Genomic DNA, 24,606 nt, shown 5'->3' with positions numbered 1-24,606 from the left:
ATGAAGTGGGACATTGCCTCTGACCCCCGTGTCCCGTTTCTCTTTTAAAAAACTGTTGCTTTTTTATCTTTAATGCTTTATTATGATGAAGTATTAAAGTGGTGAAAGAGTAAAGATTTTAAGGGGGAAGAAATAGGTGGAATGGGTTGTTCTTGTTTCCGTTCTTGTGCTGACTATCCTCAGCTTATTACGACTTAACGTTGTGTTAGCGCTGATTGCAGCTGGAATTGTTGCAGGCGTCATGTCAGGACTTTCATTTGTAGATACGATTGATTTACTTGTAAGTGGAATGGGTGGTCAGGCGAATACGGCTTTAAGTTATATTTTATTAGGAGCGTTCGCGATTGCTATTAGTTATACGGGAATAACAGGCTTTCTCGTGAATTTTGTAATCAATAAATTGTCTGGGAAGAGAGCGACGATTTTGCTTGTTATCGCTGGAATCGCTTGTCTATCTCAAAACGCGATTCCTGTGCATATCGCATTTATTCCCATTTTAATCCCACCGCTTCTGAAGTTGTTTAACAAGATGCGGATTGATCGCCGGGCTGTTGCTACAGCACTGACATTTGGGTTAAAAGCGCCGTATGTAATGCTTCCGTTAGGCTTTGGCGCTATTTTCCACGGTATCATTGTTGATGGCTTAGCGGAGAGTGGCATTGAGTTAACTGCATGGGACACAGCATTTGCTATGTTAATTCCTGGACTTGGAATGGTAGTTGGACTATTTGTCGCAATCTTTATTACGTACCGGAAAGAAAGAGACCCGGTGAAAGGATCTGGAGGGAGTGGCACTATAAATGTTGAGACGATAGGTGAAGAGGACCTTACCTTCAATAAGAAACATTTATTTACGATCTTCGCAATTGTAGCGGCTTTAGTCGTCCAAATTATAACACAAAATTTAATCCTTGGTGCGTTAGCTGGGCTGCTCGTTATGTTTGCCTTTCTCGTTGTTCCCTACCGGAATCTGGATAAAATTATGGCTGACGGGATTGGACTAATGGGAATGATTGCCTTTATTATGCTTGTTGCTTCCGGTTACGGAACAGTTTTACGCGAAACTGGAGCAGTCGATGCATTAGTTGAGGCATCTGCTGGTTTTATTGGCGATAATCAGGCTGTCATTGCATTTATTCTTTTATTAGTAGGACTTCTTGTAACTATGGGAATCGGTTCTTCGTTCGGTACGATTCCGATTTTAGTTGCTTTATATGTTCCAATATGTGTAGCGGCAGGATTTTCGCCATTAGCAATCGCTACACTAATCGGAACGGCAGGTGCTCTTGGTGACGCAGGATCACCAGCTTCTGACAGTACCCTTGGACCGACATCCGGTTTAAATGCGGATGGCAATCATAACCATATCTGGGATACAGTTGTACCAACATTCATCCACTACAACATCCCACTGATCATATTCGGCTGGATTGCAGCAATGATCCTGTAGTTTTTTCGGGACACGGGGGTCAGAGCATTTGTCCCGCACGAAGTGGGACAAATGCTCTGACCCCAACTGTCCCACTTCCGCATAATTTCGTCCTTACAGGTTATGCTAGGAAAAAAAGGGTGTTGTTGATGAAGCGTTTGTTAGGGTTTTGTTTCATTTTTGCACTGCTTCTTGGATTCAGTTTAGAGAATGAAGTTGATGCAAAGGGTTATGGCTGGGGCTATAAAAAAGGTCAGGGCGGAGAAATACCGGAAATCGGCTCCTATAATCCGCTTTTACAGGAATATGGCGCATATTTCGCCGATCAATCTGGCGGGAAATATATTTATTTAACGTTCGATAATGGCTATGAGGAAGGGTACACCCCGCAAATTTTAGACGTATTGAAAAAGGAAAATGTTCCAGCTACCTTCTTTGTCACCGGACATTATGTTGAGACCGCCCCTGAATTAGTAAAACGGATGGTTGATGAAGGGCATATTATTGGAAATCATTCCTATCATCATCCTGATTTCTCCATTTTAACGAAAGAAGCTATGCAAAAAGAACTTGAAGACTTGGCGGAAAAAGTGGGAGAAGTTTCCGATCAAAAAGATTTGAAATATCTACGCCCCCCAAGAGGCATTTTCAGTGAGCAGACATTGGAATGGGCAAATGAATTAGGTTACATTCATATCTTTTGGTCGCTTGCATTTAAAGACTGGGAGACATCCAATCAGAAAGGCTGGCGTTATGCGTATGAAGAAGTGATGGAACAAATCCATCCAGGTGCAATAGTTTTACTTCATACAGTTTCTAAAGACAATGCTGAAGCGCTTGCTGCATTGATAACGGATTTAAAAGAGGAAGGATATCAATTTAAAAGTCTTGACGACCTTGTCCTCCGCGATCATATACCAGAGGTTATTTATGGCTATTAAGCATAAGAAAAATCGGGAAGCAGAACTACAGCTGCTTCTCGATTTTTTTAGATTAAAATCATACCAAACTTTCTGATTCTTTGTTATAATAATGAAAACTCATAAGAAAGTGGTGGAGTCACGATGATGAGAGAGGATTTAATTGCACCTAAACAATATAATATTGCGATGGAAGTCGAGAAATATGCGAAAGATAAAAACAAGAAAGCACTTATTTGGCTAGATGAAAACAATAATAAAAAAGAGATTACATATCAGGCCTTAATACGGAATGTAAACAAAATCGGGAATGTATTCCTGAACAGTGGTTTACAGCGAGGAGATAAAATTCTCATCATCATGCCACGACTCATTGAAACGTACGAAGTCTATTTAGCAGCATTAAAAACAGGAATCATAATTATTCCAAGCTCCGAAATGCTGAAGGCCAACGAATTGGAATATCGGATCCAACACGGGGAAGTTAGTGGCGTTGTAGCTTTTCATGAATCTACAAGCGAGGTAGGGAAAGTGCCTAATTTTGCGGAACTAAAGAAATTTTCTGTGGGACATACCGTTGATGGATGGGATTTTCTCGATGAAGCAAAAGCGAGTGCCAGTGATGAACTTGAAATGGCAGATACGACCAGGGAGACAATCGCATTTTTGCCATATACCTCGGGAACAACAGGAAATCCAAAAGGTGTTGTGCACACACATGCTTGGGGATTTGCTCATTTAAAGACAGCGCCAGAAAATTGGCTTGGCGTGGAAGAGGATGATTTAGTGTGGGCAACGGCAGGTCCAGGCTGGCAAAAATGGATCTGGAGTCCGTTTCTATCCGTACTAGGAACAGGAGCGACTGGATTTATTTATAGCGGTAAATTTGAACCGTCCAAATATCTGGAGCTCCTTCAGGATAATGAAATCAATGTGCTCTGTTGTACACCAACAGAATACCGTTTAATGGCGAAAGTCGAACATCTTGAAGATTATAAGCTGCCACATTTACGTAGTGCCGTCTCTGCTGGAGAGCCGCTAAACGTGGAAGTAATTGATACTTTCCGCAAGCATTTTGGGATTATGGTACGTGACGGCTACGGTCAGACAGAAAATACTCTACTCCTTGGCATTACGAAAGATATGGAAGTAAAGCCAGGTTCCATGGGCAAGCCAACGCCAGGTAATGAAGTGGAAATTATTGACGAAGATGGCAATATTGCAGATGTAAATATAGTTGGGGACATCGCAGTCCATATCGACAGTCCAGCTCTTTTCCGTGAATATTATAAGGATATGGAACGGACAAAAGCATCCCGACGAGGAGATTTTTATATTACCGGAGATCAGGCGCGCAAGGATGAGGACGGCTATTTCTGGTTTGAAGGCCGCCGGGATGATATCATTGTCAGCTCGGGGTATACGATTGGACCTTTTGAAGTAGAGGATGCGCTTGTGAAACATCCATTTGTTCAAGAATGTGCGGTAGTGGCAAGTCCAGATAAGGTTCGCGGAAGTATTGTAAAAGCATTTATCGTATTAAAGCAAAATGTGGACAAGAACGACCCAGGTTTGATTAAAGAATTACAAGATCATGTGAAACGTGAAACGGCACCATTCAGGTATCCGAGAGAAATAGAATTTATTGATGAACTTCCGAAAACATCTTCAGGGAAAATAAGAAGAATCGAATTACGTCAGAGAGAAATGAAGAACTTGTAAAATCTGATTTCTAGAATCATTAGTTTCCCAGGCGCACATTTTGGGTATACTACTATAGAATACTTAGAAGTGAGGGATGATAGATGGCTGCTAAAAATATCTACTCAACCTTCTTGACGAATTGTCAATTGTTAGTTTTACGGAAGAAATAAAGGAATCAATTTTTGGGATAACGATTATAAAAATGATGCTAAAAATATGAAATGAAAAAAGCAGATGAGATGAAACGACTCTCAATCTGCTTTTTCGTTCTATCGGAAACTATAAAATAAAATTGCTGTGGGTGATTTAGGTGTTCAGGGCTAGCCATGTCCGCTCTCTTCCCACGATAAATTTTTTTAGAAAAAGTTAGGCAAAACACTTGAAAGTCAAAATAGGTCAGAGTATAATGTAGTTAAAGTCAAAGATAGTCAAAGTCAAATTTGATCAATATAAAACTACTTTAGGAGGAATGTAAGATGAAATGTCAACATTGCGGTCAGAATGAAGCAAATGTAAATGCGTCTGTTTTTGTGAACGGACAGCGTATGGAAATGCATCTATGTAACTCCTGTTTACGTGAAATACAAGGAAATATGATGAACCAGGCAAATAATTTCTTCTCTAATTTTAATCAAGGGCAAAATCCGTTTGAAAATCAATTCTTCCAAGCTGGAGGAAATGGACAAACAGGTGCACGTACAAAACAGCAAACAAGAAAACGTGAAGGTCTACTTGACCAATTAGGGAAAAATCTAACTGATTCAGCACGAGCAGGAGAAATCGATCCGATTATCGGACGCGATCAGGAAATTAAACGAGTCATTGAAACATTGAACAGAAGAAGTAAAAACAATCCGGTCCTTATCGGGGAACCAGGTGTAGGTAAAACGGCAATTGCAGAAGGTCTAGCACTACGAATTGTCGAAGGTACTGTTCCAAGTAAGTTACTCTCTAAAGAAGTATACTTGCTGGATGTCGCCTCTTTAGTTGCCAATACTGGTATTCGTGGTCAGTTCGAGGAACGAATGAAGAAACTGATCACAGAACTCCAGGAAAGAAAAGATGTCATCCTATTCATTGATGAGATCCACTTAATTGTAGGGGCAGGTACAGCAGAGAGTTCACAAATGGACGCAGGAAACATTCTTAAACCCGCTCTTGCCCGTGGGGAAATGCAATTAATTGGGGCAACGACACTTAAAGAATATCGTCAAATTGAAAAAGATCCGGCACTCGAACGTCGCCTGCAGCCAGTTATTGTAAAAGAACCGACGCTTGAACAAACGGTACAGATTTTACATGGAATTAAAGATCGCTATGAAGCGTTCCATGAAGTGAATTATTCTGATGATGTTATTGAAGCTTTTGCTACATTATCAGATCGCTATATCCAAGATCGTTTCTTGCCGGATAAGGCGATTGATTTAATGGATGAAGTCGGCTCCCGCTTGAATTTAAAAAATTCACAGCAAGATGCAAACTCCTTGCAACAACGCTTGGATGAAATTGTGAAGGAAAAACAAGAAGCAGCCGAACGCGAAGATTACGAACTTGCGGCAAATCTCCGTTACCAAGAAATCCAATTACAGAAACAATTGGAGAAAGCGGATGACAATGAAAAAGTTACCGATGTAACAGTAGCAGATATTGAATTGATCGTTGAAGAAAAAACAGGGATCCCGGTAACGAAAATGCAAGCAGAAGAACAAAAGCAGATGAAGGGCCTTGCAACCCATTTACGTGGCAAAGTAATTGGACAAGATGAAGCGGTGGACAAAGTTGCTAAAGCAATCCGTCGTAGTCGTGCAGGCTTGAAATCGAAAGAACGTCCAATTGGTTCCTTCCTCTTCGTAGGTCCGACTGGTGTCGGTAAAACGGAACTGACGAAAGTTCTTGCAGAAGAATTATTCGGTAAACGTGACGCACTCATCCGTCTTGATATGAGTGAGTACATGGAGAAACATTCCGTGTCCAAGATTATCGGTTCACCACCAGGATATGTAGGCCATGAAGAAGCAGGCCAGCTAACCGAGAAAGTCCGTCATAATCCGTATTCCATCATTTTGCTGGATGAGATTGAAAAAGCACATCCAGACGTGCAAAATATGTTCCTGCAAATTATGGAAGATGGCCATTTGACAGACTCCCAAGGTAGAATGGTGAGCTTTAAAGAATCCGTCATAATTATGACAAGTAATGCTGGTACAGGTACGAAGAAAGTCAATGTTGGTTTCAATAACACACATGACGCCGTTTCGACCTTGGAAAACTTAAGTGATTTCTTCAAACCAGAGTTCTTGAACCGTTTCGATGCGATTGTAGAGTTCAACGAATTAACAAAAGAAAACTTATTATCTATTCTTGACCTTATGCTGCATGAGCTTGAAGAAACGATTGAGGAAAATGATATTGAAATCACAATTACAAGTGCAGCGAAAGAAAAACTGGTCGAACTTGGATACGACCCACGCTTCGGTGCAAGACCATTACGTCGTGTCATCCAAGATAAAATTGAAGACCAACTTACTGATTTAATTCTTGAGTCCGAATCCGTGGATAAGGTTCATATTGATGTAAAAGAAGATGAAATAATAGTAAAACAGGCTTAAAACTTGTTAATCCCGCCGCCCTAGTGCAGCGGGATTTTTTTCATGCTCATAAGCGGAATATTTCGGAGCAAAATAAGAGGAAGAAAGGGTGGTACCGATGAAAAAAGTACTCCATTTATTCTTCCTTTTATTACTTATGATCCCGCAAATTACATATACAGCACCAAACAGCGGCTTACGCGTCCATTTTATTGATGTTGGGCAAGGGGACAGTATGTTAATTGAAACTCCTGATAATCGGGCAATCTTAATCGATGGCGGTGTTCCTGAAGCGGGAAGTAAGCTCATATCATACTTAAAGGAGCAACACATCGAAGAAATTGATTTAATGATTGCGACCCACCCGGATTATGATCATATTGGCGGATTAATCGATGTGTTGGAGCATTTTCCTGTACGGAAAGTCTTGGAGAATGGAGAGGTTCAATTGACGAAAACCTTTGCCAAATATCGGTTCTATCTTTTCAAAGAACAAGTTCCCGTACAAATCGCTCAAGCAGATGACAAAATCATGTTAGCAGAAGATGTGCAACTGCACATTCTACATGCGGCAGATGAACATGCGGAAAATAGGAATCAATCAGCCATAGCGTTAAAGTTGTCCTATAATGAAATAGACTTTCTCTTTATGAGTGATGTGGAAGCGGAACAGGAAGAGGCAATTGCTGAAAAGTATGATGTCAATTCGGAAGTTTTAAAAGTCGCCCATCATGGCTCGAATTCCAGTAGTACATTAAAATTTCTCAAAAAAGTAAATCCAGAGGTGTCGATTATTACGTATAGTGCTTCGAATGATTACGGACATCCAGTCGAACGGGTAATTAACAATTTGGCCAAAGTTGAGAGTCAAATCTTCTCGACAGCCGGCTATGGTAATATAATAGTCGAGACGGACGGTAAACAGTATATTGTGATTCCTGAAATGCAGCCGATAGAAAGGTTCCTGAAAAGAATTAAGGATAGGGAATAAGAAAAAACCAGCAAATGATGCTGGCTTTTTTCGTGTTTCTTGAAGTGTGCAGGCTACTTGATTGGAATAAATCCAGTTTACTTTTCCATTGTAAAGAGCATGTGGCTTTATTGAGAAAATAAATCCCTTTTATTTTCCCATTGTATAGAGCAAGCGATTGGATTGGGCAAATAACTCTCGTTTATTTTCCCATTGCATATAGCATGCGACTAGATTGGGCAAATAACCCCTGTTTCCTTTCCCATTACATAGAGCATTCGGCTAAATTGGGAAAATAAATCCTGTTTCCTTTCCCATTACATAGAGCATTCGGCTAAATTGGGAAAATAAATCTCGTTTATTTTCCCATTGCATAGAGTAAGCAGCTTAATTGGGCAAACAAACTCCATTTACTTTCCCACCAAGGCGAATAATCTGCCTGTTTAGGAAAATAAAAACCTGGTTTCTTCCTACTCTAACATTTAACTTCAATTATGATAGACGCGGTTTAGGATGCGTGTTCTTTTGTCTGGAAGATATAAATACTCCAGACAAGCAGGAGAGCGCAGATGCTAATCGTTGTTACTGCTGAGCCGATGAGCGCTCCTGAGATGTCGCCGGTTTGCAAATAGTGCAAGGCGTGGTTTGAAAGATTGCTCGGGCTGTAATTCAATTTTTGTCCGAACATGCTTGTTACAACGCTCAAAACTATAATTGTTGCAATGGTACTGAACGCGACAAGTCCAGGTGATCTGAATACCGTATTATAAAAAATCGATAGTGTTACAACGAGGACGAACCAGAGTCCGTAAAAGAAAAGAAGGAGCAAAAAATCCCCGATTGGTATGAACTCATAGAGCATCCCGATATAATACCAGGCGAACAGCATGCTTACGATATAGGATACGAGTACGAGTGCGAGCAGAGCTGTCCATTTACTCATAATATAAGCCGTATAGGATACGGGCTTTACAAGAATCAGTTCCGCAATTCCGGATTTTCTTTCACCAGCAATCGTGCCCATGGAAATAAGAACGAAAATTAATATTCCTAAACTGCTGAGCTGACTTATACTCATCATGATGGCGTCAATCCCGGTGACTTGAGGCATCTCGAAAATCGCTCCGTCGGGGAGTCCACCGACTGCATCGAGAATTTGCGGTAAATAATAGTTTGATACAGGATCCATGACGGCAAGGAGAATGAGAACGATGGGTACCCAAATCCATTTCCTATCCCGAAAGTTACCAAGCAGTTCTTTCTTAACAAGCGTTTGCCACTGTCTCATTTCTTCACCGCCTTCATAAATAGGTCTTCAAGAGAAGCACGATTTAAATTAAAACCGATAATTGGCCAATTCTCTTCTGCTGCAGCTTGGAAAATCTCTTTCCGAGCTTGAGCAATATCAGCTACTGGAATTTTTATAATTTGCCGTTCGAGCGTACAGTCAGTTATACCCGGAAGTTGTTTTAGCTTCTCTAAATATCTTTGAGGATTTTCTTGAAATTCAACTTCTATGACAGACGTTTGATATTTTTCCCGCAACGCTTCCATTGAACCCGCTTCATTGATTTCTCCATTATGAAGCAAAAGAAGCTCATCACAAACTTCTTCGGCATCATTTAGGATATGGGTTGAGAAAAGAATCGTCATTTCTTTTTTCAACCTTTCAAGTAAGGTTAATACGTCGCGCCGGCCGATTGGATCAAGGGATGAAACTGGTTCATCAAGCAGCAGGAGTTGTGGAGAGTGGATGATCGCTTGGGCAATTCCGAGACGCTGCTTCATCCCTCCGGAAAAATCGCTAATCCGTTTGTCAAGTGCATTTGTAATCCCGACTTGTTCTGCTAAATCTTCTGCACGTCTCGCTGCTTCTTCTTTTGTCAGGCCAGCGATTTCTCCACTGAAAAGCAGAAATTCACGTGCGGTCATCCAACTAGGGAAAACAGGATACTGTGGCAAGTAGCCGATAAATTTACGAATATCCGCATTTGTTTCTTTACCGGAAAAAGTAACAGCACCATCCGTCTGTTTCAGCAGTCCAGCAAGAATCCGTAAGATCGTCGTTTTCCCGGCGCCATTCGGTCCAATTAGTGCAATACACTTCCCTTCAGGAAGAGAGAAGTCGACACCACGTACAGCAGTCATATTTTTGTACTCTTTACGTAAGCCTGTTACGGAAAGGATGCTCATCATTATTTTCTCCTTCCAAAGATAAAGTATAGAATCGGTCCAATCATCGTGAGGACTAGGATGATAACAAGCCATACCCAACGGTTACCCCGGACATTTTCTTCCTGTTTGATCCAGTCGAAAACTGCTACGACTATTAAGATTCCTTGGATAAAAAATATTGGCAAAATCAATCCCAAATTAATAGATTCCATCGCAAATTCATTCATATTTATCCCTCCAATTTTAACTGAATAATAGTGGAATAAGAATCGCAAACCCGATAATTAGAATAAGTGTCATCCATGCTAAAGGACGAGCGAAATTAATCGTCCATCCGACACCGAATCTTTTTTCAAGAAATAATGCAGGATCATTCCTGTTGAAATAGATGACCCCAAGCTTCCAATATTTATCGTCATCGCGATTAATTGTTTTCCCATCATTAATCATTGTTCCATACTTTATTCGGCTCCCACCTTGACCCGTCGTAAACGAAAGGTAAATGGCTCCACCGATGAGCAAGACTGTGAAGCTCAACGTGATCATCAGAAAGACTTCAGGGCTAAAGTTAAAAAATAGGCTGATCTGCGCAAAGGCAAGGAGTAAGGTTAAGGCAATACCGCCGATAATGGTAAAAAGTGACCACCTTCTACGGAACATTGCATTTTGTTTCAATGATTTCTCCGGATTTTCACTATCTATCTGCTGCTTTGCCCGAGAGATGATTGTGTTTACAAATAAAAAGATTAGAGTCATATAAAGCATTAGAACTGGAAAAAGCAGTGCAGAGCGATATGATTTGTCCGCCCAGGTTGTTACTTCACCAGAGAAATTATATTGCATTGGAATTCGTTCAGGAAGTATATGATAATTTTTAAAGGTGAAAAATATAACGATAAATGTAGTGAAAAACGAGATTAAAAACCAGAGATTTGAATATCTTAATTTATCCTGGTAGAAATTCGTGCTAATAAAAAGACGCTCGCTTTTTCCTTCATTCCAATTTCTTTTTTCTTTCAGCTTTTTCATCTCAAGGTGGAATTTCAAATAAATGAGAAAGCTGACTAGTAGATATAAGATAATGGTAATGGCTAACTGGATTCCCAACACCTGTTCAGATACGTTCCAGTCTAAAGCGAATAAAACAATTAATAGAAGCAGGGCAAATATACTTGTGTATCCTGCATACTGCTTCCTCATTTTCTTTAACTCAGCGCTAGGATAAATTTTCTGGGGAATCGTAACTCCAAAGCTTTCCGTTCTCCGCGTCCAGTAAGGGATGAACGTAATCGTTACTACTACTGGAATAAAAATCGTTAAAACGATGATTGGAAATAGGAACTCATTCATCTTCTCCACCTTCTTTCGTTAAAATTTGTTCATATACTTCTTGAGATAAACGGGCAAATTCCTCTGCACTAAAATCATGGACGATCGCTTCCGCAATGAGGGGCCGTAACGTTGCTTTAAGATTTGTGCGGTACGTTTTATCAGCCTTAAGAAAGCCGTCCGGATGAATCATCACTCCCCGGCTGCGGTGAATCTGGATATATCCTTCTTGCCGCAGCTGTTGATAAACTTTATTCACCGTGTGCAAATTAATTCCAATATCAGCAGCAAGTGCCCGAACAGAAGGCAAATCATCCCCAGGCCGCAAACTCCCCCGCGCAATCCCCTCAATAATCTGCTCCTTCAACTGAACATAAATCGGCTTATCCCCAGCCATATCAAGCTCTAAAAACATACACACACCCACCTTTCACTGGGACACGGGGTCAGAGCATCTGTCCCACCCGTTTGTCTGTTATACTACTAATATAACAGAAAAACGAATTTTAAACAATAGGCATAAGCACCCTTTGCACCATACGTGAGAATGTTGAACAACAAAAAAGAGAGCAGTCTTCCTGCTCTCTTTTCAAATTTGTTCATATTGATCGATTATGCTTGCTAATAGCTTTTGAACCGATATTTGCTTTTTAATGGATAATTGCTGTAGACGATAAATTTGTTCTTTCAATTCAGGGAACTTCATCATATATTCCACAAGTTTAACAGCCTCATCATCAAATTCAACCGATTTGGAACGGTAAATCCGTTTAAATTCCTTCATCAATTCCTCGTGGTATGTATAATTGCCTACAAGATTATCGAGTGTAATGTTAAATACACTGCTAAGTTTAATTAAACTCTGTATATCAGGGGTCAGCTGGTTGTTTTCCCATTTTGTCACGGTAGAACGGGAAATCATTAATTGATCAGCAAGTCTTTGCTGTGTCCATTTTTTCTGTTCCCTTAAAAATTTTATATTGTAAGCGATTTGTTCAATCATTTAAGCATCACTACTTTTTTTAGAATCATATAATCGTTTAGACAATACATATGGTATCACGCAAAAAGACAATAAGTTCCACTACGCTTGTTCATTTAGTTAACATATGATAATATGTTCCTGATTAGAACGAAGGAGGTGATACTTTGTCACTAGGTTGCATGGTGTTATATCATCCATTAATCTCAAGTTATACAAAGAGCTTGCTATTACGAAGTGTGTTTAACAATCAGAGAATTGAAATAGAAGTGTTGGATAAGAAAACGACAATCATCTATCTTGAAGGGGTGGAGAAGTGTCAGGTTTGGCAGGCGACAATGGATTTTGAGAGCTCGGGTATCCAGACGGTGTATGCTTTCGAACATACAAAGGAAAGAGCATTGGAAGAAGCACTGAAGCAGTTTAAGACAGATAAGGAGAATCTAACTCAGTAACGGTGTATAGGAGCAAATAAAACACCAAAGCTGCCAGATATATCTGAACCAGCTTTGGTTATTTTAATATACGGCCTTTATTAGGGGGGAAGGATCCCCCACTGAATGAAGTTTCACTTTATGAAACCTCTATACCACTCGCTGCTGTTTCTACAGGTACGAATTGTTTGTAGGAGACATAGCTTTCCTTTGATATAACGAATAAATCATAAATCTCCTCATCTGGATTGACTTTCGCGAACACTTCAGGATAGGTTTCATTAGCTAATGCGATATATGGAAGCTTTAATACGGCTTTTAAGGAGCGGATATTCGTTTTACGAACCTTCATGAATATACCATCTATCCCTTGGGTGAAAAATAACTCGTCAAAAAACATATCCTTTGCCTGACGGTTATACCCTTTGCCAAAATAAGGCTTCCCAATCCAAGTGGCGAGGAATCCGTGATTCTCTTCAATATCAAATAAATTGATTGTACCAATCGGCTGCCCGAATTCATCTAGAATCGTTCGCGAAATCAACTCTTGGTTTTGTTCGGCTTCGATCGTCTGTCTTGTTACAAAATAAAATTCATCCAATGTGTCGGCTTTTTGTCTAACGTAGGGAAATACTTCAGGATGTGTCATCAATTCATACAGAACTGGCACCTCTTGTAATTCACGCATTTTTAGCATAAAAAAACCCTCCTTTATTCCAGGTGGGTATTATTCAAGGTGCAGCCACTAAAACAAGCGGTCCTCCTGAATCCTACCCACGAATTTTTATCCACGATATTACGTTAAAACTTGCGATAAACAAAAATTCGGGGTGGGAATCGAACCCACTAGAACCAGTATGAACATACCGGTGGCGCACCATTTGCCTTCCCTATTAAATTTCTTAATCGTACGGAATGCTGTAAGCCGTCATCTCTTTTCTACATGATGTAATCAATTTACTTAACTCATTCTACAACGGATTTTACAAAATGTGAATGGGTTTTTTAAAAAAATATTATTAAAAATTTTTTACTGATTTTGTTTCTTTTTCGTCTGATTTTTCTGCCGGGATTAAAGTATCCAAAGGCCCTGTGTCAAGCCTTCGAAAGCAACTTATGATCGGTTAATGAAAAACAAATTTGGGTGGATGCTGAACATTCACTGCCCCTTCTCTTTTCATGATAAAATAGGATGGAAGGGGTGAAGGATTTTGAAAAAAATTACCCGAATCACAACGCAACAGAAAAATACGAGCCGTTATAACATATTCCTTGATGATGGAAATGGTGAAGCTTTTGCATTCGGTGTCGATGAAGCAGTACTAATCGAATTCAGGCTGCGTAAGGGATTGGAACTAGATGAAGAGACAATCAAGAAAATAACGCAAAAAGAAAGGCTCCATCAGTTCTATACCCAATCTATTCATTTTTTAAGCTATCGAATGCGGACAAAAAAAGAAATTTATGACTATTTAATGAAGAAGGAATTAGAGCCTGAGTATATAGAGAAAATCATCGAGCGCCTGACGAAAGAAAAACTGCTGAACGATCGGGAATTTGCCGAAATGTTCATCCGCACCAGAATGAACACCTCGTCGAAAGGTCCAAAGCTGATTGAGCAGGAATTAAAAGAAAAAGGTGTCAGTGCGGCAATTATTGCAAGTGTCATTCCGATGTATGGGTATGAGGAGCAATATGATAAGGCGTATAAGTTTATGGAAAAGAAACTTCGGCAATCCACAAAGCATGCTTTTCGTAAACGGATGGAACAGCTTCAGATGAACTTGATTCAGAAAGGTTTTGCTAGCGATGTTGTGAAAGATGTTGCCTCGGAGTTTTTCGGTGAATTGGATACAGATGAAGAATGGGATGCTCTTGTTTTCCAAGGGGAGAAATTGGTGAGGAGACATGCAGCGAAGTTTTCCGGTTATGAGCTCCGAAACAAGATTAAAGAGGGATTGTACCGGAAAGGATTTCCCTTCGATTTAATTGAGCGGTTTATTGAAGAACAGATCGAACAGGAATAACAAATTTTCCCGCGAGGAGTTTGATTATTCCCTTCCTGGTGAAAAGTTGGTAAGCTAGAAGAAGGATAGGGGGAAACGACATGAATTATCGATATAGTGATTACTCCGTGGAGCAACTATATAAAGAAATTGGGGAATTAAAAGAAAAAGCACTGAAAGCGGAGCAGCAAGGGAATATTTCCGAAGTACAGATTAATGAAAGGAAAATGCAGGTTGCCATTTCCTACACGATGAACCCAGATGAATTCAAACCAGAAGAAATTTATCAATTGAAGATGGAGCCGGGTTTCCGATTTCAGATTGAGTACATAAACGGTATATTTGCTTGGGGATATCGAATTAATTTGCTTGATGAACGATATGAAGCGATAGAAGCATTGCCGATTTCACTACTTGGCAAAAAGGTGGATAAATAAAAGAACAGCAGGATAGCCTGCTGTTCTTATTTGGTATTATTATCTACATAAGGTTGTCACCTAATAGCTTGGTGACAACCTTCGTTTTCTAACGATAAATCAATTTAGGCGAGCGTGTCACTAGCATATAATTTCCGCTGCAGCTTATGCTCAGAGAAGATCCAACCTGTGTAGGAACTGATAACTTCAAGGTCTGGGTTGATTTTCACTACAGCGACAAATGGATAATAATCATTCGAGCGGTAGCGAAGGTCAATCAGTCTTACTTCGGTATAGGCATCGAACTCATTGATTTCCCAGCGGTAAACGGGGGAGAAGTTCAAGAATGCAGCAATATTTTCATCCGTCTTCGCTGTTTCAATAAGTGGAATTTCCGGTAAGGATATTTTCTCGAATTCATCTACAATTTCAATATGACGATTTTCCACTTTACCTACATAGAACCGATTTTTCGTCGTAATTGCGACCCGCCAATAATTTTGCTTTAATGTTGGTGAAGTTGCAATCTCTACTGTATCAGGAAAATGTTCTTTGATTTTATGAACGATTTCCCGTTTATCCAAGTATCGTTTAATATAGTAGAGGATGATGACCGTATAAATCGTGATCCACGTATAGGCGGGATTTGCCCCGAGTGACCAGGCGATGATTCCGACAACGTTCAATGTGAAAATATATGGATCGAACGTGTTGATGAAGCCTTTTGCAATCCATTTATTCGTAAACGGCCGGAAAGCTTGAGTTCCGTATGCATTGAAGAGATCAACTGTCACGTGAATGATCACGGCAAGGGCAGTCCAGAGCCATAAATGAAGAAAGCTTACTTCTGGGACGAATAAGTATATACCACCGGAAACGAGTAGCCCCCATAGGATAACGGCTGGGATCGAATGGCTTGCTCCTCTATGGTGCCGGATGTAGGTGGCGTTATCTTTCATTTTAAATACGGTATCAAAGTCTGGTGCATGGGACCCGACAATTGTTCCGACGAGTACAGCGTTAAAGAGCATTGGATCGCTCTGTACAACGGGGTCTAATGTTGCAAGTCCTGCAAGTGAGACGCCCATTACAATATGTGTAGCGGTATCCATAATTAAGGACACTTCCTATCGTTTTAATTATTATTAATCAATGTTCATAGTCAAAAACAGCAATAATTTTTTAGGTTACTTTTAATCGTATACATCAATTGTACCAAAGGAAGGTGGCACAATGGTAGAAGATATTTTACAAAATTTTAACATAAAAGCATTCGAATCTGATTTATTAACTTGGTATCATGAAAATAAGCGCATGCTCCCTTGGAGAGAGTCGAGGGACCCTTATCGTATTTGGGTATCTGAGATCATGCTGCAACAAACCAAAGTAGATACTGTTATCCCTTATTTTAAACGTTTTATGGAGAAATATCCAACCGTATACTCACTCGCAGAAGCCCCAGAAGAAGAAGTATTGAAAGAGTGGGAAGGGTTAGGATATTATTCACGGGCGAGGAACTTACATACAGCGGTACAGGAAGTCGTGGAAAATTATGGGGGAACCATTCCGGATGAAAAGAAGGAGTTGGGAAGCTTAAAAGGTGTCGGCCCCTACACTCAAGGAGCAATTCTGTCTATTGCATTTAATCAGCCAGAACCAGCCGTGGATGGAAATGTCATGCGCGTATTTTCCCGTTTGTTATTAATTAATGATGATATCGCTCGTCCGCGAACGAAAAAACATTTTGAAACAGTCGTTAGGGAAGTGATTTCAAAAGAAGATCCATCATCTTTTAATCAGGCGATTATGGACCTTGGTGCAACAATTTGCACACCGAAGTCACCTGCTTGCCTCGTCTGTCCCGTACTAGAACATTGCCGTGCCTTTGAAGTCGGTGCTCAAGCCGAATTACCAGTAAAATCGAAGGCGAAAAAACAAAAGCCAATATTTTATGCAGCACTAAAGGTGAAAAATGCGGACGGCAATTATTTAATTGAAAAACGACCGGAAACGGGATTGCTTGCGAATATGTACCAATTTCCAATGGTTCCGCTCAGCGAAGTTGCTCTAATCGATATCCCGAAGTGGTTTAAAAAAGAATATGGTGTTGATGTTAGGCTTGGGAAACGGGACGGCGATTTGAAACACGTCTTCAGCCATTTAATATGGGATATCGAAATTTACGAAGCCCAAACAGATGCGATCGAAGTGGCAGACAACCGCCTCCGGCTGGCGAGCCCAGACGAAATGAAAAAACTACCATTTCCTGTATCGCATTTAAGAATCCGCGGTTTTTAGACATTTTGGTGCCTAGTGCCTCTCCAAGCTTTCCAGAAGTAATATTTTCCTCCGTATAGTCCTGCGAGAAATGGATAAATTAACAACTACGGAGGTGATATTGATGGCTAACAACAACCCTAAAAACTCTAAGGCGGGCACCAATGTACAAAAAGTAAGACAGCAAAACCAAATGGCACAGCAAGGTCAATATGGGACAGAGTTTGCTTCTGAGACTGATGCACAAGAAGTAAAACGCAAAAACCAAAAGTCTCAACAAAACAAAAAATAACTTGGATAAAAAAGAGCTTCCGTTATAGGAGGCTCTTTTCCTTTATATTTTATATCATTCCCTTTATAATAGATAAGATATAAAAAGAAAAGAGTAATTAACGTAAAAGGAAGGTTGATCCAAGTGGTTGCTCCGGAGCCTGGTTCTAGAATAGAAATACAAAGCTATAAACATAATGGGACGGTTCATCGCATATGGGAAAGCAGCCTAGTTTTAAAAGGTACGGAGTCAGAAATAATCGGGGCAAATGATCGGACAAAGGTGAAGGAAAGTGATGGTAGAGTATGGTTGACAAGGGAACCGGCAATCTGTTATTTCCATTCCGAACACTGGTTTAATATTATCGGCATGATCCGAAATAACGGCATACATTATTATTGCAATCTTAGTTCTCCATTCATATATGAAGATAAAGCCCTGAAATATATTGATTATGATTTGGATGTGAGAGTGTTTCCGGACATGACGTATGAGCTGCTTGATGAAGATGAATATGATCTCCATAGGAAATTGATGAATTATCCGATTGAAATCGACCGGATCTTACAAAAAAACTTAAGATTATTGAAACATTGGATCCATCAGCAGAAAGGTCCCTTCGCACCGGATTTCGTCGATAATTGGTATGAACGATACCTTACATACCGTTAGATTGAAATCGATCTAAATGCTTTGTTACAAATTGTAGCAAGGCATTTTGTTTTACAAGTGAAAGGAAAAAGGTTAACAATAGATGGGTAACTATTATTTATAGCCGTATAAGAGGAAGATGACTGCATGAGTAGTATTAGACAATATATGGAATTTGTAAAGCCATATAAGTGGAAGATTTTCCTGACGATTTTAATCGGGATTTTAAAATTCGGAATCCCTTTGTTAATGCCACTGATACTTAAATATGTCCTTGATGATATTATTTATGTGGAGACATTGACAACGGATGAGAAAGTAACCCAACTTTTATGGGTAATGGGAATCGCCTTTCTGATATTCTTAATCATCCGTCCACCGATTGAATATGCCAGACAATATTACGCCCAGTGGGTCGGAAACACGGTTCTTTTCGATATTCGTGATAAGCTTTTTGACCATATTCAAAAGCTCAGTTTAAAGTATTATTCGAAGACAAAATCCGGTGAAATAATTTCCCGGGTAATAAATGATGTCGAACAAACGAAGAATTTCGTGATGACCGGGTTAATGAACGTGTGGCTGGATTTAATTACTATATTTATTGCACTTGGCATCATGTTTGCTATGGATATTCCGTTAACACTCGTCGCTATTGCGCTCTTTCCGTTTTTCGGATTTGCAATTAAATATTTTTATAGTCGACTCAGGCAGCTTACAAGAGAACGGTCACAGAAATTGGCAGAGGTTCAGGGCCATCTCCATGAACGAATTCAAGGAGTACCTGTCACCCGTAGCTTCGCGTTGGAGGATTATGAGCAGGAACAATTTGGTAAGCGAAACTCTGGCTTTCTGAATAAAGCCCTAGAACATACAGACTGGAATGCGAAAACATTTGCCGTCACGAACACAATCACAGACCTTGCTCCACTGCTCGTGATTGCTTATGCAGGTTACCAGGTGATTAATGGGAATGTGACAGTCGGTACGATGGTTGCCTTTGTCGGGTTCATGGACCGGGTGTATAGCCCGTTACGCCGTTTAGTCAACTCATCCACTGTCCTAGTCCAATCAATTGCTTCGATTGACCGGGTATTCGAATTCATGAATGAAAAATATGATATTACGGATAAAGAGGGCGCCGAGCAATTGGACCGAGTGGAAGGTACGGTGGAGTTCGAACATGTTTCATTCCATTATGATGAGGATGAATTGCAAGTACTGAAAGATGTGAACCTCAAAGTGGAAAAAGGGGAAACCGTTGCCCTTGTTGGAATGAGCGGTGGCGGGAAATCAACACTTATTAGCTTGATTCCGCGTTTTTACGATGTGACCGGTGGAGCAATCCGAGTAGACGGTACAGATATTCGGGATGTAAAAGCACGCTCTTTACGGAATAATATTGGGATGGTTTTACAGGACAATATTTTATTTAGTGAATCGATTGCAATGAATATCCGAATGGGGAATCCGTATGCCTCGGATGAAGAGGTAATTGAAGCGGCAAAAGCAGCGAATGCTCATGATTTTATTATGAGTCTCCCGAAAGGCTACGATACATTAGTCGGTGAACGAGGAGTGAAATTATCCGGTGGTCAGAAACAACGAATCGCAATCGCCCGTGTATTCTTGAAAAACCCACCAATTCTCATATTCGATGAAGCAACATCAGCTCTTGACTTGGAGAGTGAATCATTGATCCAGGAAACGATGGAAAAACTTGCTGCGGAGCGGACAACTTTTATCGTTGCCCATCGCCTTGCTACTATTACCCATGCCGATACAATCGTCGTTATCGAAAACGCGAAAATCGTGGAAAAAGGTTCACATGAAGAGTTAATGAAGAAACAAGGAAGTTACTTTGATTTATATGAAATCCAGAATTTAGATAATGGTATCAAGATATAAAAAACAGGAAGAAATCCGTTAAAAGATTTCTTCCTGTTTTTGTTTTATCTCATTTGTTCAAAGGCTCGGTCAACAGCTGCGATTGTGTCATCAATATCTTTCTCTGTATGCTCCGTCGTTAGGAACCAGGCTTCGTATTTCGATGGGGCCAAGTTTATTCCTTCATGTAGCATCAGTTGGAAGAACTTCGCGAAAGCCTCACCGTCGGTTGCCTCGGATTCCGCGTAGTTTGTTACTTCTTCTGTACCGAAGAACACGGTTAATGCTCCGCGCAGACGATTGATTGTAATATCAATTTGATGTTTCGCTGCTTTTTCTAAAATACCTGCTTCAAGCTGTGCACCAAGCTTCTCCAACCTGTCGTAAACACCTTCTTCTTGAAGCACTTCCAAACAGGCAATCCCCGCAGCCATGGATAACGGGTTACCTGACATCGTGCCTGCCTGATAAGCTGGACCGAGCGGGGCAACTTGTTCCATTATATCTTTCCGCCCGCCATAAGCACCGATTGGCAAGCCGCCACCGATGATTTTACCCATTGCTGTCATATCCGGTTCGACACCGTACACTTGCTGGGCACTTCCATAAGTGAAGCGGAATGCAGAAATGACTTCATCATAAATAACGAGTGCACCTGCCGCGTGGGCAAGGTCATTTACGCCTTGAAGGAACCCGTCATGTGGTGTCACGATTCCGAAGTTCCCGACAATCGGTTCCACAAGAACTGCAGCTACTTGATCCTTCCATTTTTCTAATGCTTCTTTTAGTCCTGCTAAATCATTGAAAGGAACAGTGATGACATCATTGGCCGTTGTTTGTGGAACACCAGCTGAATCCGGTGTTCCTAATGTGGAAGGTCCTGAGCCTGCTTCAACGAGCACTGCATCAAAATGTCCGTGGTAGCACCCAGCGAATTTGATGATTTTATCTCGTCCGGTATATGCACGAGCGACACGGATAGTTGTCATTACTGCTTCTGTTCCCGAGTTATTAAAACGGACTTTTTCAAGGGAAGGAATTGCCTCTTTTAACATTTTCGCAAATTTATTTTCAAGACTCGTTGGTGCTCCGTAAAGCACCCCTTTTGCCGCTTGTTCTTGAATCGTTTTCGTTATATGTGGGTGTGCATGTCCCGTAATGATTGGACCATATGCCGCTAAATAATCAATATATTTATTTCCGTCGACATCGTAAAAATAAGGACCTTCAGCACGATCCATATAGACAGGTGAACCACCACCTACTGCTTTATAAGAGCGGGAAGGGGAATTCACTCCTCCGACAATATGTTCTAATGCTTCTTGATGCAATTTTTCTGATGTTTGATGATTCATCGTTAAGCCTCCTTGTTCATGAGTTATTACAGTAATACATATAATGAATAGATGCCTATTTACTATATCAAATATTATCATTTCGTACATAATGAATTAAAGCATTTTTTAAGGAATCCAGTTACTGTCTATGATATAGTGGGTATAAAGTAGAACTTCATTCTGTGGGGCTGTACTTCACTTTCACGGAATGTTAGTCGAATTAACCGGGCAGTTACTGGTTGCTGCAACTCCCACTTAGAAACTGAAATGTCTGCTGGAGCTTGATGTGGGGGCTATACCCAGTTACACCGCGATAAAAGAGATGGAGGAATTTTCATGACAGTTGAATTAGGAAAAGAAGTTAACAATTTCACTATACAGAATCAGTCCGGAGAGGAAATCAGTTTGAGTGATTATAGAGGGAAATATGTCATTCTTTATTTTTACCCGAAAGATATGACGCCAGGCTGTACAACGCAGGCTTGTGATTTTAGAGATAATCATGAGAAATTCAGTGAGCTGGATGCAGCGATTCTTGGAGTAAGTCCAGATCCGGTGGAAAGACATCAGAAATTCATCGAAAAACATGATTTGCCATTTGAATTATTGGCGGATGAGAACCATGAATTAGCTAAAGCCTTTGATGTTTGGAAGTTGAAGAAGAATTTTGGACGAGAATATTATGGAGTTGAACGCTCTACTTTTATTATTGATAAAGAAGGAAAGTTATTAAAAGAATACCGTAAAGTCCGAGTGAAAGGGCATGTGGAAGAGGCACTGAAATATTTACGTGATGAAGTTCATGCATAATAGAACATAATCTATAGGGATGAGGAGTGATTTCATGATTGTATTTTCAGCTAAAGTAGCAGACAAGCATCAAGAAAAATTGATAAAGACTTTTCCAGAGCAGCAATTTATTTTTGGCGAAACTGATGCAGAAGTGGAGAGGCACTTGGAGAAGGCAGAAGTATATGTTACGTACGGAAATGATGTGACGAAAGAGTTGCTTGAAAAAGCACCTAACGTAAAATGGATCGCTTGCTTATCTGCGGGAGTGGATGGCTTTCCGTTTGAACGCTTGAAAGAAAAGGGGATCCTGCTTACAAACGCGCGAGGCATCCATAAGACGCAAATGGCCGAATATGCAATTGCAATGCTTCTTCAAGTATACCGCAATTCGAAAACCATTATTGAAAATGAGCGTCATTCCAAGTGGGATAAAGGAGTAAGGGTTCAAGAAATTACCGGAAAGACATTACTCATCCTTGGAACGGGTGCAATCGGTGGCGAAACTGCAAGACTGGCGAAAGCATTTCAAATGAATGTAATAGGAATTTCCCGGAGCGGGAAAGCAGCTGAGCATTTTGATGAAGTATATAACACAGCGGAATTACTGCATATTTTACCTAAAGCGGATTTAATTGTTTCTGTTCTACCGAGTACAGAGGAAACGAAACAGCTTTTAACTTATGAACATTTTAAAGCAATGAAAGAATCCGCCGTGTTTTTAAATATGGGCCGAGGAGATGTATTGGTTGAAGAAGATCTGCTGCGGGCGATACGCAACGAAGAAATTGGCCATGCTGTTCTTGATGTCTTTAAAGAGGAGCCACTCCCTAAAGAGCATGGCTTCTGGAAAGAAGAGAATATTACAATCACCCCACACATCTCTGGTCTTTCTCCAGAATATGTGAAACGGGCATTGGATATCTTCCATAAGAACCTTGCCGTATATGTAAGTAATAAGGGTGAATACATCAATAAAATTGATTTAACTCGCGGTTATTAATTAATATTAGCAGATAATTGATAAGTTTTCACTATTCTCAAGCTACTTATATTGACTAGAATTGAGAATAACGGTACACTGATTATAAAGATTATTAATTAATAATATAAGTTGTATGTTATATTATCTATTAGATTGAATATTTAATTGAAAGCGAGGTTGCTGTGATGTCTGAAAAAAGACTGCGAGATGCGATTGATACATTAAAAGAATCAGGCGTCCGGATTACTCCACAACGTCATGCAGTTCTCGAATTCCTTCTAAGTTCGATGACTCACCCTACAGCGGACGAGATTTATAAAGGGCTGGAGGGGAAGTTTCCTAATATGAGTGTTGCAACAGTTTACAATAATTTACGTGTGTTGAAAGAAATCGGGCTCGTACGTGAACTAACCTATGGAGATTCCTCCAGCAGGTTTGATTGCACTACAACCGACCATTACCATATTATTTGTAACAGTTGCGGTAAGATTGTAGATTTTCATTACCCATCATTGGATGAAGTAGAATCTCTGGCAGAACAAGTAGCGGGCTTTAACATTAGCCACCACCGCCTAGAATTGTATGGAACTTGTGAAGAGTGCAGTAAGGTAGCAACAGAGAAACATTAATTTAAACTAAAGTCACCTGGGATGATACCCCGGGTGACTTTTTTAATCGGTTGATTGATTTTTTTGTTTGGCATATTTACGTTTATTGTATTTCTCGTCAAACTCCATACCTTCTAAATCTTTATCTAATGTGAGCGGTTGTTTGCAGTGCATGCACGCATCAACCCGTCCGAGCATTTTTGTCGGTTTCTCACAACTGGGACATATTATCGGGACGGCTCGGAGCGAGAGTGTACCGATCCATAAATAGACAATTAAGCTCGCGAAGATTGCTAATAGACCAAATATGAAGAAGATAACCATCAACCATTCTCTACTTTTGAAAATCAACCCTACATACATAAGAAGAATTCCAGCAAAAATCAAGATTAAAGCAAATGAACGGATTTTATTTATTTTACTCGAATAGACTAATTGTGACATGTTTTTTCAGATTCCTCCCTTAGTATTCCATTTGTAGTATAGCATATTTTCTTTGAAATTGAGGATTAAAAGGTTAGGGATTCGTGACAGGTTCGGATTCTAGTAAAATAAAAATGAGAAATGGAATCATGATGTCATTTTACTATATAATAGAAGCGTTTATTTTCTTGTTTTGAACGTAATTAAAAGATAATTTAGATTTTCTTTATTTCGTTGACTTCCAATTTATATCATGGTACATTAATAACCGTCGCCAAAAGCGAAAGAGATTCAAACGACTTAGCGACAATAAATAAAAAATAGTCGTTGACAGGATATTACATTCATGTTATATTAGATAGGTCGCCGTTAAGGAAACGGCAGAACATTTGCTCTTTGAAAACTGAACAAAACAACCAGTATGA

The 24,606-nt window shown here is 40.1% G+C and carries 25 protein-coding genes; 15 read left to right on the top strand and 10 right to left on the bottom strand.

The genetic code is table 11. The features are described 5' to 3' along the window. Nucleotides 1–136: 136 nt before the first annotated feature. The 5 genes from WKU33_RS15170 to WKU33_RS15150 all read left to right on the top strand — a co-directional run bounded on the left by WKU33_RS15170 (nucleotide 137) and on the right by WKU33_RS15150 (nucleotide 7,632). Nucleotides 137–1,450: a Na+/H+ antiporter family protein gene (locus WKU33_RS15170; protein WP_336252143.1), complete on the top strand. Its 1,314-nt coding sequence runs from the start codon at nucleotides 137–139 to the stop codon at nucleotides 1,448–1,450. Nucleotides 1,451–1,578: 128 nt separating this feature from the next. Then, nucleotides 1,579–2,370: a delta-lactam-biosynthetic de-N-acetylase gene (gene pdaA / locus WKU33_RS15165; RefSeq protein WP_156856614.1), complete on the top strand. Its 792-nt coding sequence runs from the start codon at nucleotides 1,579–1,581 to the stop codon at nucleotides 2,368–2,370. A 123-nt stretch (nucleotides 2,371–2,493) separates the two neighbouring features. Then, nucleotides 2,494–4,071 (top strand): acyl-CoA synthetase MbcS, encoded by a 1,578-nt coding sequence (gene mbcS, locus WKU33_RS15160; protein ID WP_336252142.1) that lies wholly within the window; start codon nucleotides 2,494–2,496, stop codon nucleotides 4,069–4,071. Nucleotides 4,072–4,529: 458 nt separating this feature from the next. Further along, nucleotides 4,530–6,662: an ATP-dependent Clp protease ATP-binding subunit gene (locus WKU33_RS15155; protein WP_336252141.1), complete on the top strand. Its 2,133-nt coding sequence runs from the start codon at nucleotides 4,530–4,532 to the stop codon at nucleotides 6,660–6,662. Nucleotides 6,663–6,759: 97 nt separating this feature from the next. Further along, nucleotides 6,760–7,632, top strand: coding sequence for a ComEC/Rec2 family competence protein (locus tag WKU33_RS15150; RefSeq protein WP_340455387.1), 873 nt, complete (start codon nucleotides 6,760–6,762; stop codon nucleotides 7,630–7,632). 487 nt (nucleotides 7,633–8,119) lie between these two features. On the opposite strand, the gene WKU33_RS15145 is transcribed toward WKU33_RS15150, so the two are convergent. The 6 genes from WKU33_RS15145 to WKU33_RS15120 all read right to left on the bottom strand — a co-directional run bounded on the left by WKU33_RS15145 (nucleotide 8,120) and on the right by WKU33_RS15120 (nucleotide 12,118). Beyond that, nucleotides 8,120–8,899 (bottom strand): ABC transporter permease, encoded by a 780-nt coding sequence (locus WKU33_RS15145; RefSeq protein WP_156856610.1) that lies wholly within the window; start codon nucleotides 8,897–8,899, stop codon nucleotides 8,120–8,122. Beyond that, the gene (locus WKU33_RS15140) at nucleotides 8,896–9,804 is read right to left on the bottom strand and encodes an ABC transporter ATP-binding protein (protein WP_340455372.1); all 909 of its coding nucleotides are present in this window, start codon (nucleotides 9,802–9,804) and stop codon (nucleotides 8,896–8,898) included. Before WKU33_RS15140 ends, WKU33_RS15145 begins: the two co-directional genes overlap by 4 nt. A 2-nt stretch (nucleotides 9,805–9,806) precedes the next feature. Next, the gene (locus WKU33_RS15135; protein ID WP_156856609.1) at nucleotides 9,807–10,013 is read right to left on the bottom strand and encodes a PLD nuclease N-terminal domain-containing protein; all 207 of its coding nucleotides are present in this window, start codon (nucleotides 10,011–10,013) and stop codon (nucleotides 9,807–9,809) included. Nucleotides 10,014–10,029: 16 nt separating this feature from the next. Next, entirely contained in the window at nucleotides 10,030–11,136 is a 1,107-nt protein-coding gene (locus WKU33_RS15130; protein ID WP_340455370.1) for a DUF1648 domain-containing protein, read from the bottom strand. Beyond that, nucleotides 11,129–11,530, bottom strand: a complete 402-nt coding sequence (locus tag WKU33_RS15125; protein WP_156856607.1) for a GntR family transcriptional regulator — start codon at nucleotides 11,528–11,530, stop codon at nucleotides 11,129–11,131. Before WKU33_RS15125 ends, WKU33_RS15130 begins: the two co-directional genes overlap by 8 nt. Nucleotides 11,531–11,704: 174 nt before the next feature. Next, on the bottom strand, nucleotides 11,705–12,118 hold the full coding sequence (locus WKU33_RS15120; protein WP_156856606.1) for a helix-turn-helix domain-containing protein: 414 nt from the start codon (nucleotides 12,116–12,118) through the stop codon (nucleotides 11,705–11,707). Nucleotides 12,119–12,279: 161 nt separating this feature from the next. On the opposite strand from WKU33_RS15120, the gene WKU33_RS15115 reads away from it, so the two are divergent. After that, a complete protein-coding gene (locus tag WKU33_RS15115) occupies nucleotides 12,280–12,552 on the top strand; it encodes a hypothetical protein (RefSeq protein ID WP_156856605.1) in 273 nt (90 codons plus the stop codon). 118 nt (nucleotides 12,553–12,670) lie between these two features. On the opposite strand, the gene WKU33_RS15110 is transcribed toward WKU33_RS15115, so the two are convergent. Then, entirely contained in the window at nucleotides 12,671–13,228 is a 558-nt protein-coding gene (locus WKU33_RS15110; RefSeq protein ID WP_156856604.1) for a GNAT family N-acetyltransferase, read from the bottom strand. Between the two features lie 514 nt (nucleotides 13,229–13,742). Here WKU33_RS15110 and recX point away from each other — a divergent pair. After that, complete coding sequence (gene recX, locus WKU33_RS15105) at nucleotides 13,743–14,558, top strand: recombination regulator RecX (RefSeq protein WP_156856603.1); 816 nt, start codon at nucleotides 13,743–13,745, stop codon at nucleotides 14,556–14,558. Between the two features lie 80 nt (nucleotides 14,559–14,638). Beyond that, nucleotides 14,639–14,974 carry a YfhH family protein gene (locus WKU33_RS15100; RefSeq protein WP_156856602.1) on the top strand — a complete coding sequence of 112 codons (336 nt, stop codon included), beginning with the start codon at nucleotides 14,639–14,641 and terminating at the stop codon, nucleotides 14,972–14,974. Nucleotides 14,975–15,078: 104 nt separating this feature from the next. On the opposite strand, the gene WKU33_RS15095 is transcribed toward WKU33_RS15100, so the two are convergent. Beyond that, nucleotides 15,079–16,065: a metal-dependent hydrolase gene (locus tag WKU33_RS15095; RefSeq protein WP_156856601.1), complete on the bottom strand. Its 987-nt coding sequence runs from the start codon at nucleotides 16,063–16,065 to the stop codon at nucleotides 15,079–15,081. A 121-nt stretch (nucleotides 16,066–16,186) separates the two neighbouring features. Here WKU33_RS15095 and mutY point away from each other — a divergent pair, with 121 nt between their 5' ends. The 4 genes from mutY to WKU33_RS15075 all read left to right on the top strand — a co-directional run bounded on the left by mutY (nucleotide 16,187) and on the right by WKU33_RS15075 (nucleotide 20,060). Then, a complete protein-coding gene (gene mutY, locus WKU33_RS15090) occupies nucleotides 16,187–17,251 on the top strand; it encodes an A/G-specific adenine glycosylase (RefSeq protein WP_156856600.1) in 1,065 nt (354 codons plus the stop codon). A gap of 103 nt (nucleotides 17,252–17,354) precedes the next feature. Continuing rightward, entirely contained in the window at nucleotides 17,355–17,522 is a 168-nt protein-coding gene (locus WKU33_RS15085) for a gamma-type small acid-soluble spore protein (protein WP_156856599.1), read from the top strand. A gap of 123 nt (nucleotides 17,523–17,645) precedes the next feature. Then, entirely contained in the window at nucleotides 17,646–18,173 is a 528-nt protein-coding gene (ntdP, locus tag WKU33_RS15080; protein WP_156856598.1) for a nucleoside tri-diphosphate phosphatase, read from the top strand. Between the two features lie 126 nt (nucleotides 18,174–18,299). After that, nucleotides 18,300–20,060 (top strand): ABC transporter ATP-binding protein, encoded by a 1,761-nt coding sequence (locus tag WKU33_RS15075; RefSeq protein ID WP_156856597.1) that lies wholly within the window; start codon nucleotides 18,300–18,302, stop codon nucleotides 20,058–20,060. A gap of 44 nt (nucleotides 20,061–20,104) precedes the next feature. Here WKU33_RS15075 and WKU33_RS15070 read toward each other — a convergent pair whose 3' ends face one another. Then, complete coding sequence (locus WKU33_RS15070; protein WP_156856596.1) at nucleotides 20,105–21,394, bottom strand: glutamate-1-semialdehyde 2,1-aminomutase; 1,290 nt, start codon at nucleotides 21,392–21,394, stop codon at nucleotides 20,105–20,107. A gap of 318 nt (nucleotides 21,395–21,712) precedes the next feature. On the opposite strand from WKU33_RS15070, the gene bcp reads away from it, so the two are divergent. The 3 genes from bcp to perR all read left to right on the top strand — a co-directional run bounded on the left by bcp (nucleotide 21,713) and on the right by perR (nucleotide 23,779). Then, on the top strand, nucleotides 21,713–22,186 hold the full coding sequence (gene bcp, locus WKU33_RS15065) for a thioredoxin-dependent thiol peroxidase (protein WP_156856595.1): 474 nt from the start codon (nucleotides 21,713–21,715) through the stop codon (nucleotides 22,184–22,186). Between the two features lie 34 nt (nucleotides 22,187–22,220). Continuing rightward, nucleotides 22,221–23,168 carry a D-2-hydroxyacid dehydrogenase gene (locus tag WKU33_RS15060; RefSeq protein ID WP_156856594.1) on the top strand — a complete coding sequence of 316 codons (948 nt, stop codon included), beginning with the start codon at nucleotides 22,221–22,223 and terminating at the stop codon, nucleotides 23,166–23,168. Between the two features lie 167 nt (nucleotides 23,169–23,335). Further along, nucleotides 23,336–23,779, top strand: a complete 444-nt coding sequence (gene perR / locus WKU33_RS15055) for a peroxide-responsive transcriptional repressor PerR (protein WP_156856593.1) — start codon at nucleotides 23,336–23,338, stop codon at nucleotides 23,777–23,779. A gap of 42 nt (nucleotides 23,780–23,821) precedes the next feature. Here the strand turns inward: perR and WKU33_RS15050 are convergent, their stop codons facing one another. Then, the gene (locus WKU33_RS15050) at nucleotides 23,822–24,202 is read right to left on the bottom strand and encodes a YgzB family protein (protein ID WP_156856592.1); all 381 of its coding nucleotides are present in this window, start codon (nucleotides 24,200–24,202) and stop codon (nucleotides 23,822–23,824) included. Nucleotides 24,203–24,606 lie beyond the last annotated feature (404 nt).

It is taken from the genome of Oceanobacillus sp. HCA-5259 (assembly GCF_037892815.1).
GTDB classification, from domain to species: Bacteria; Bacillota; Bacilli; order Bacillales; family Amphibacillaceae; genus Oceanobacillus; species Oceanobacillus indicireducens.
Note: the sequence above shows the minus strand (reverse complement) of the source record. Positions and strands in the feature narration are given on the sequence as shown.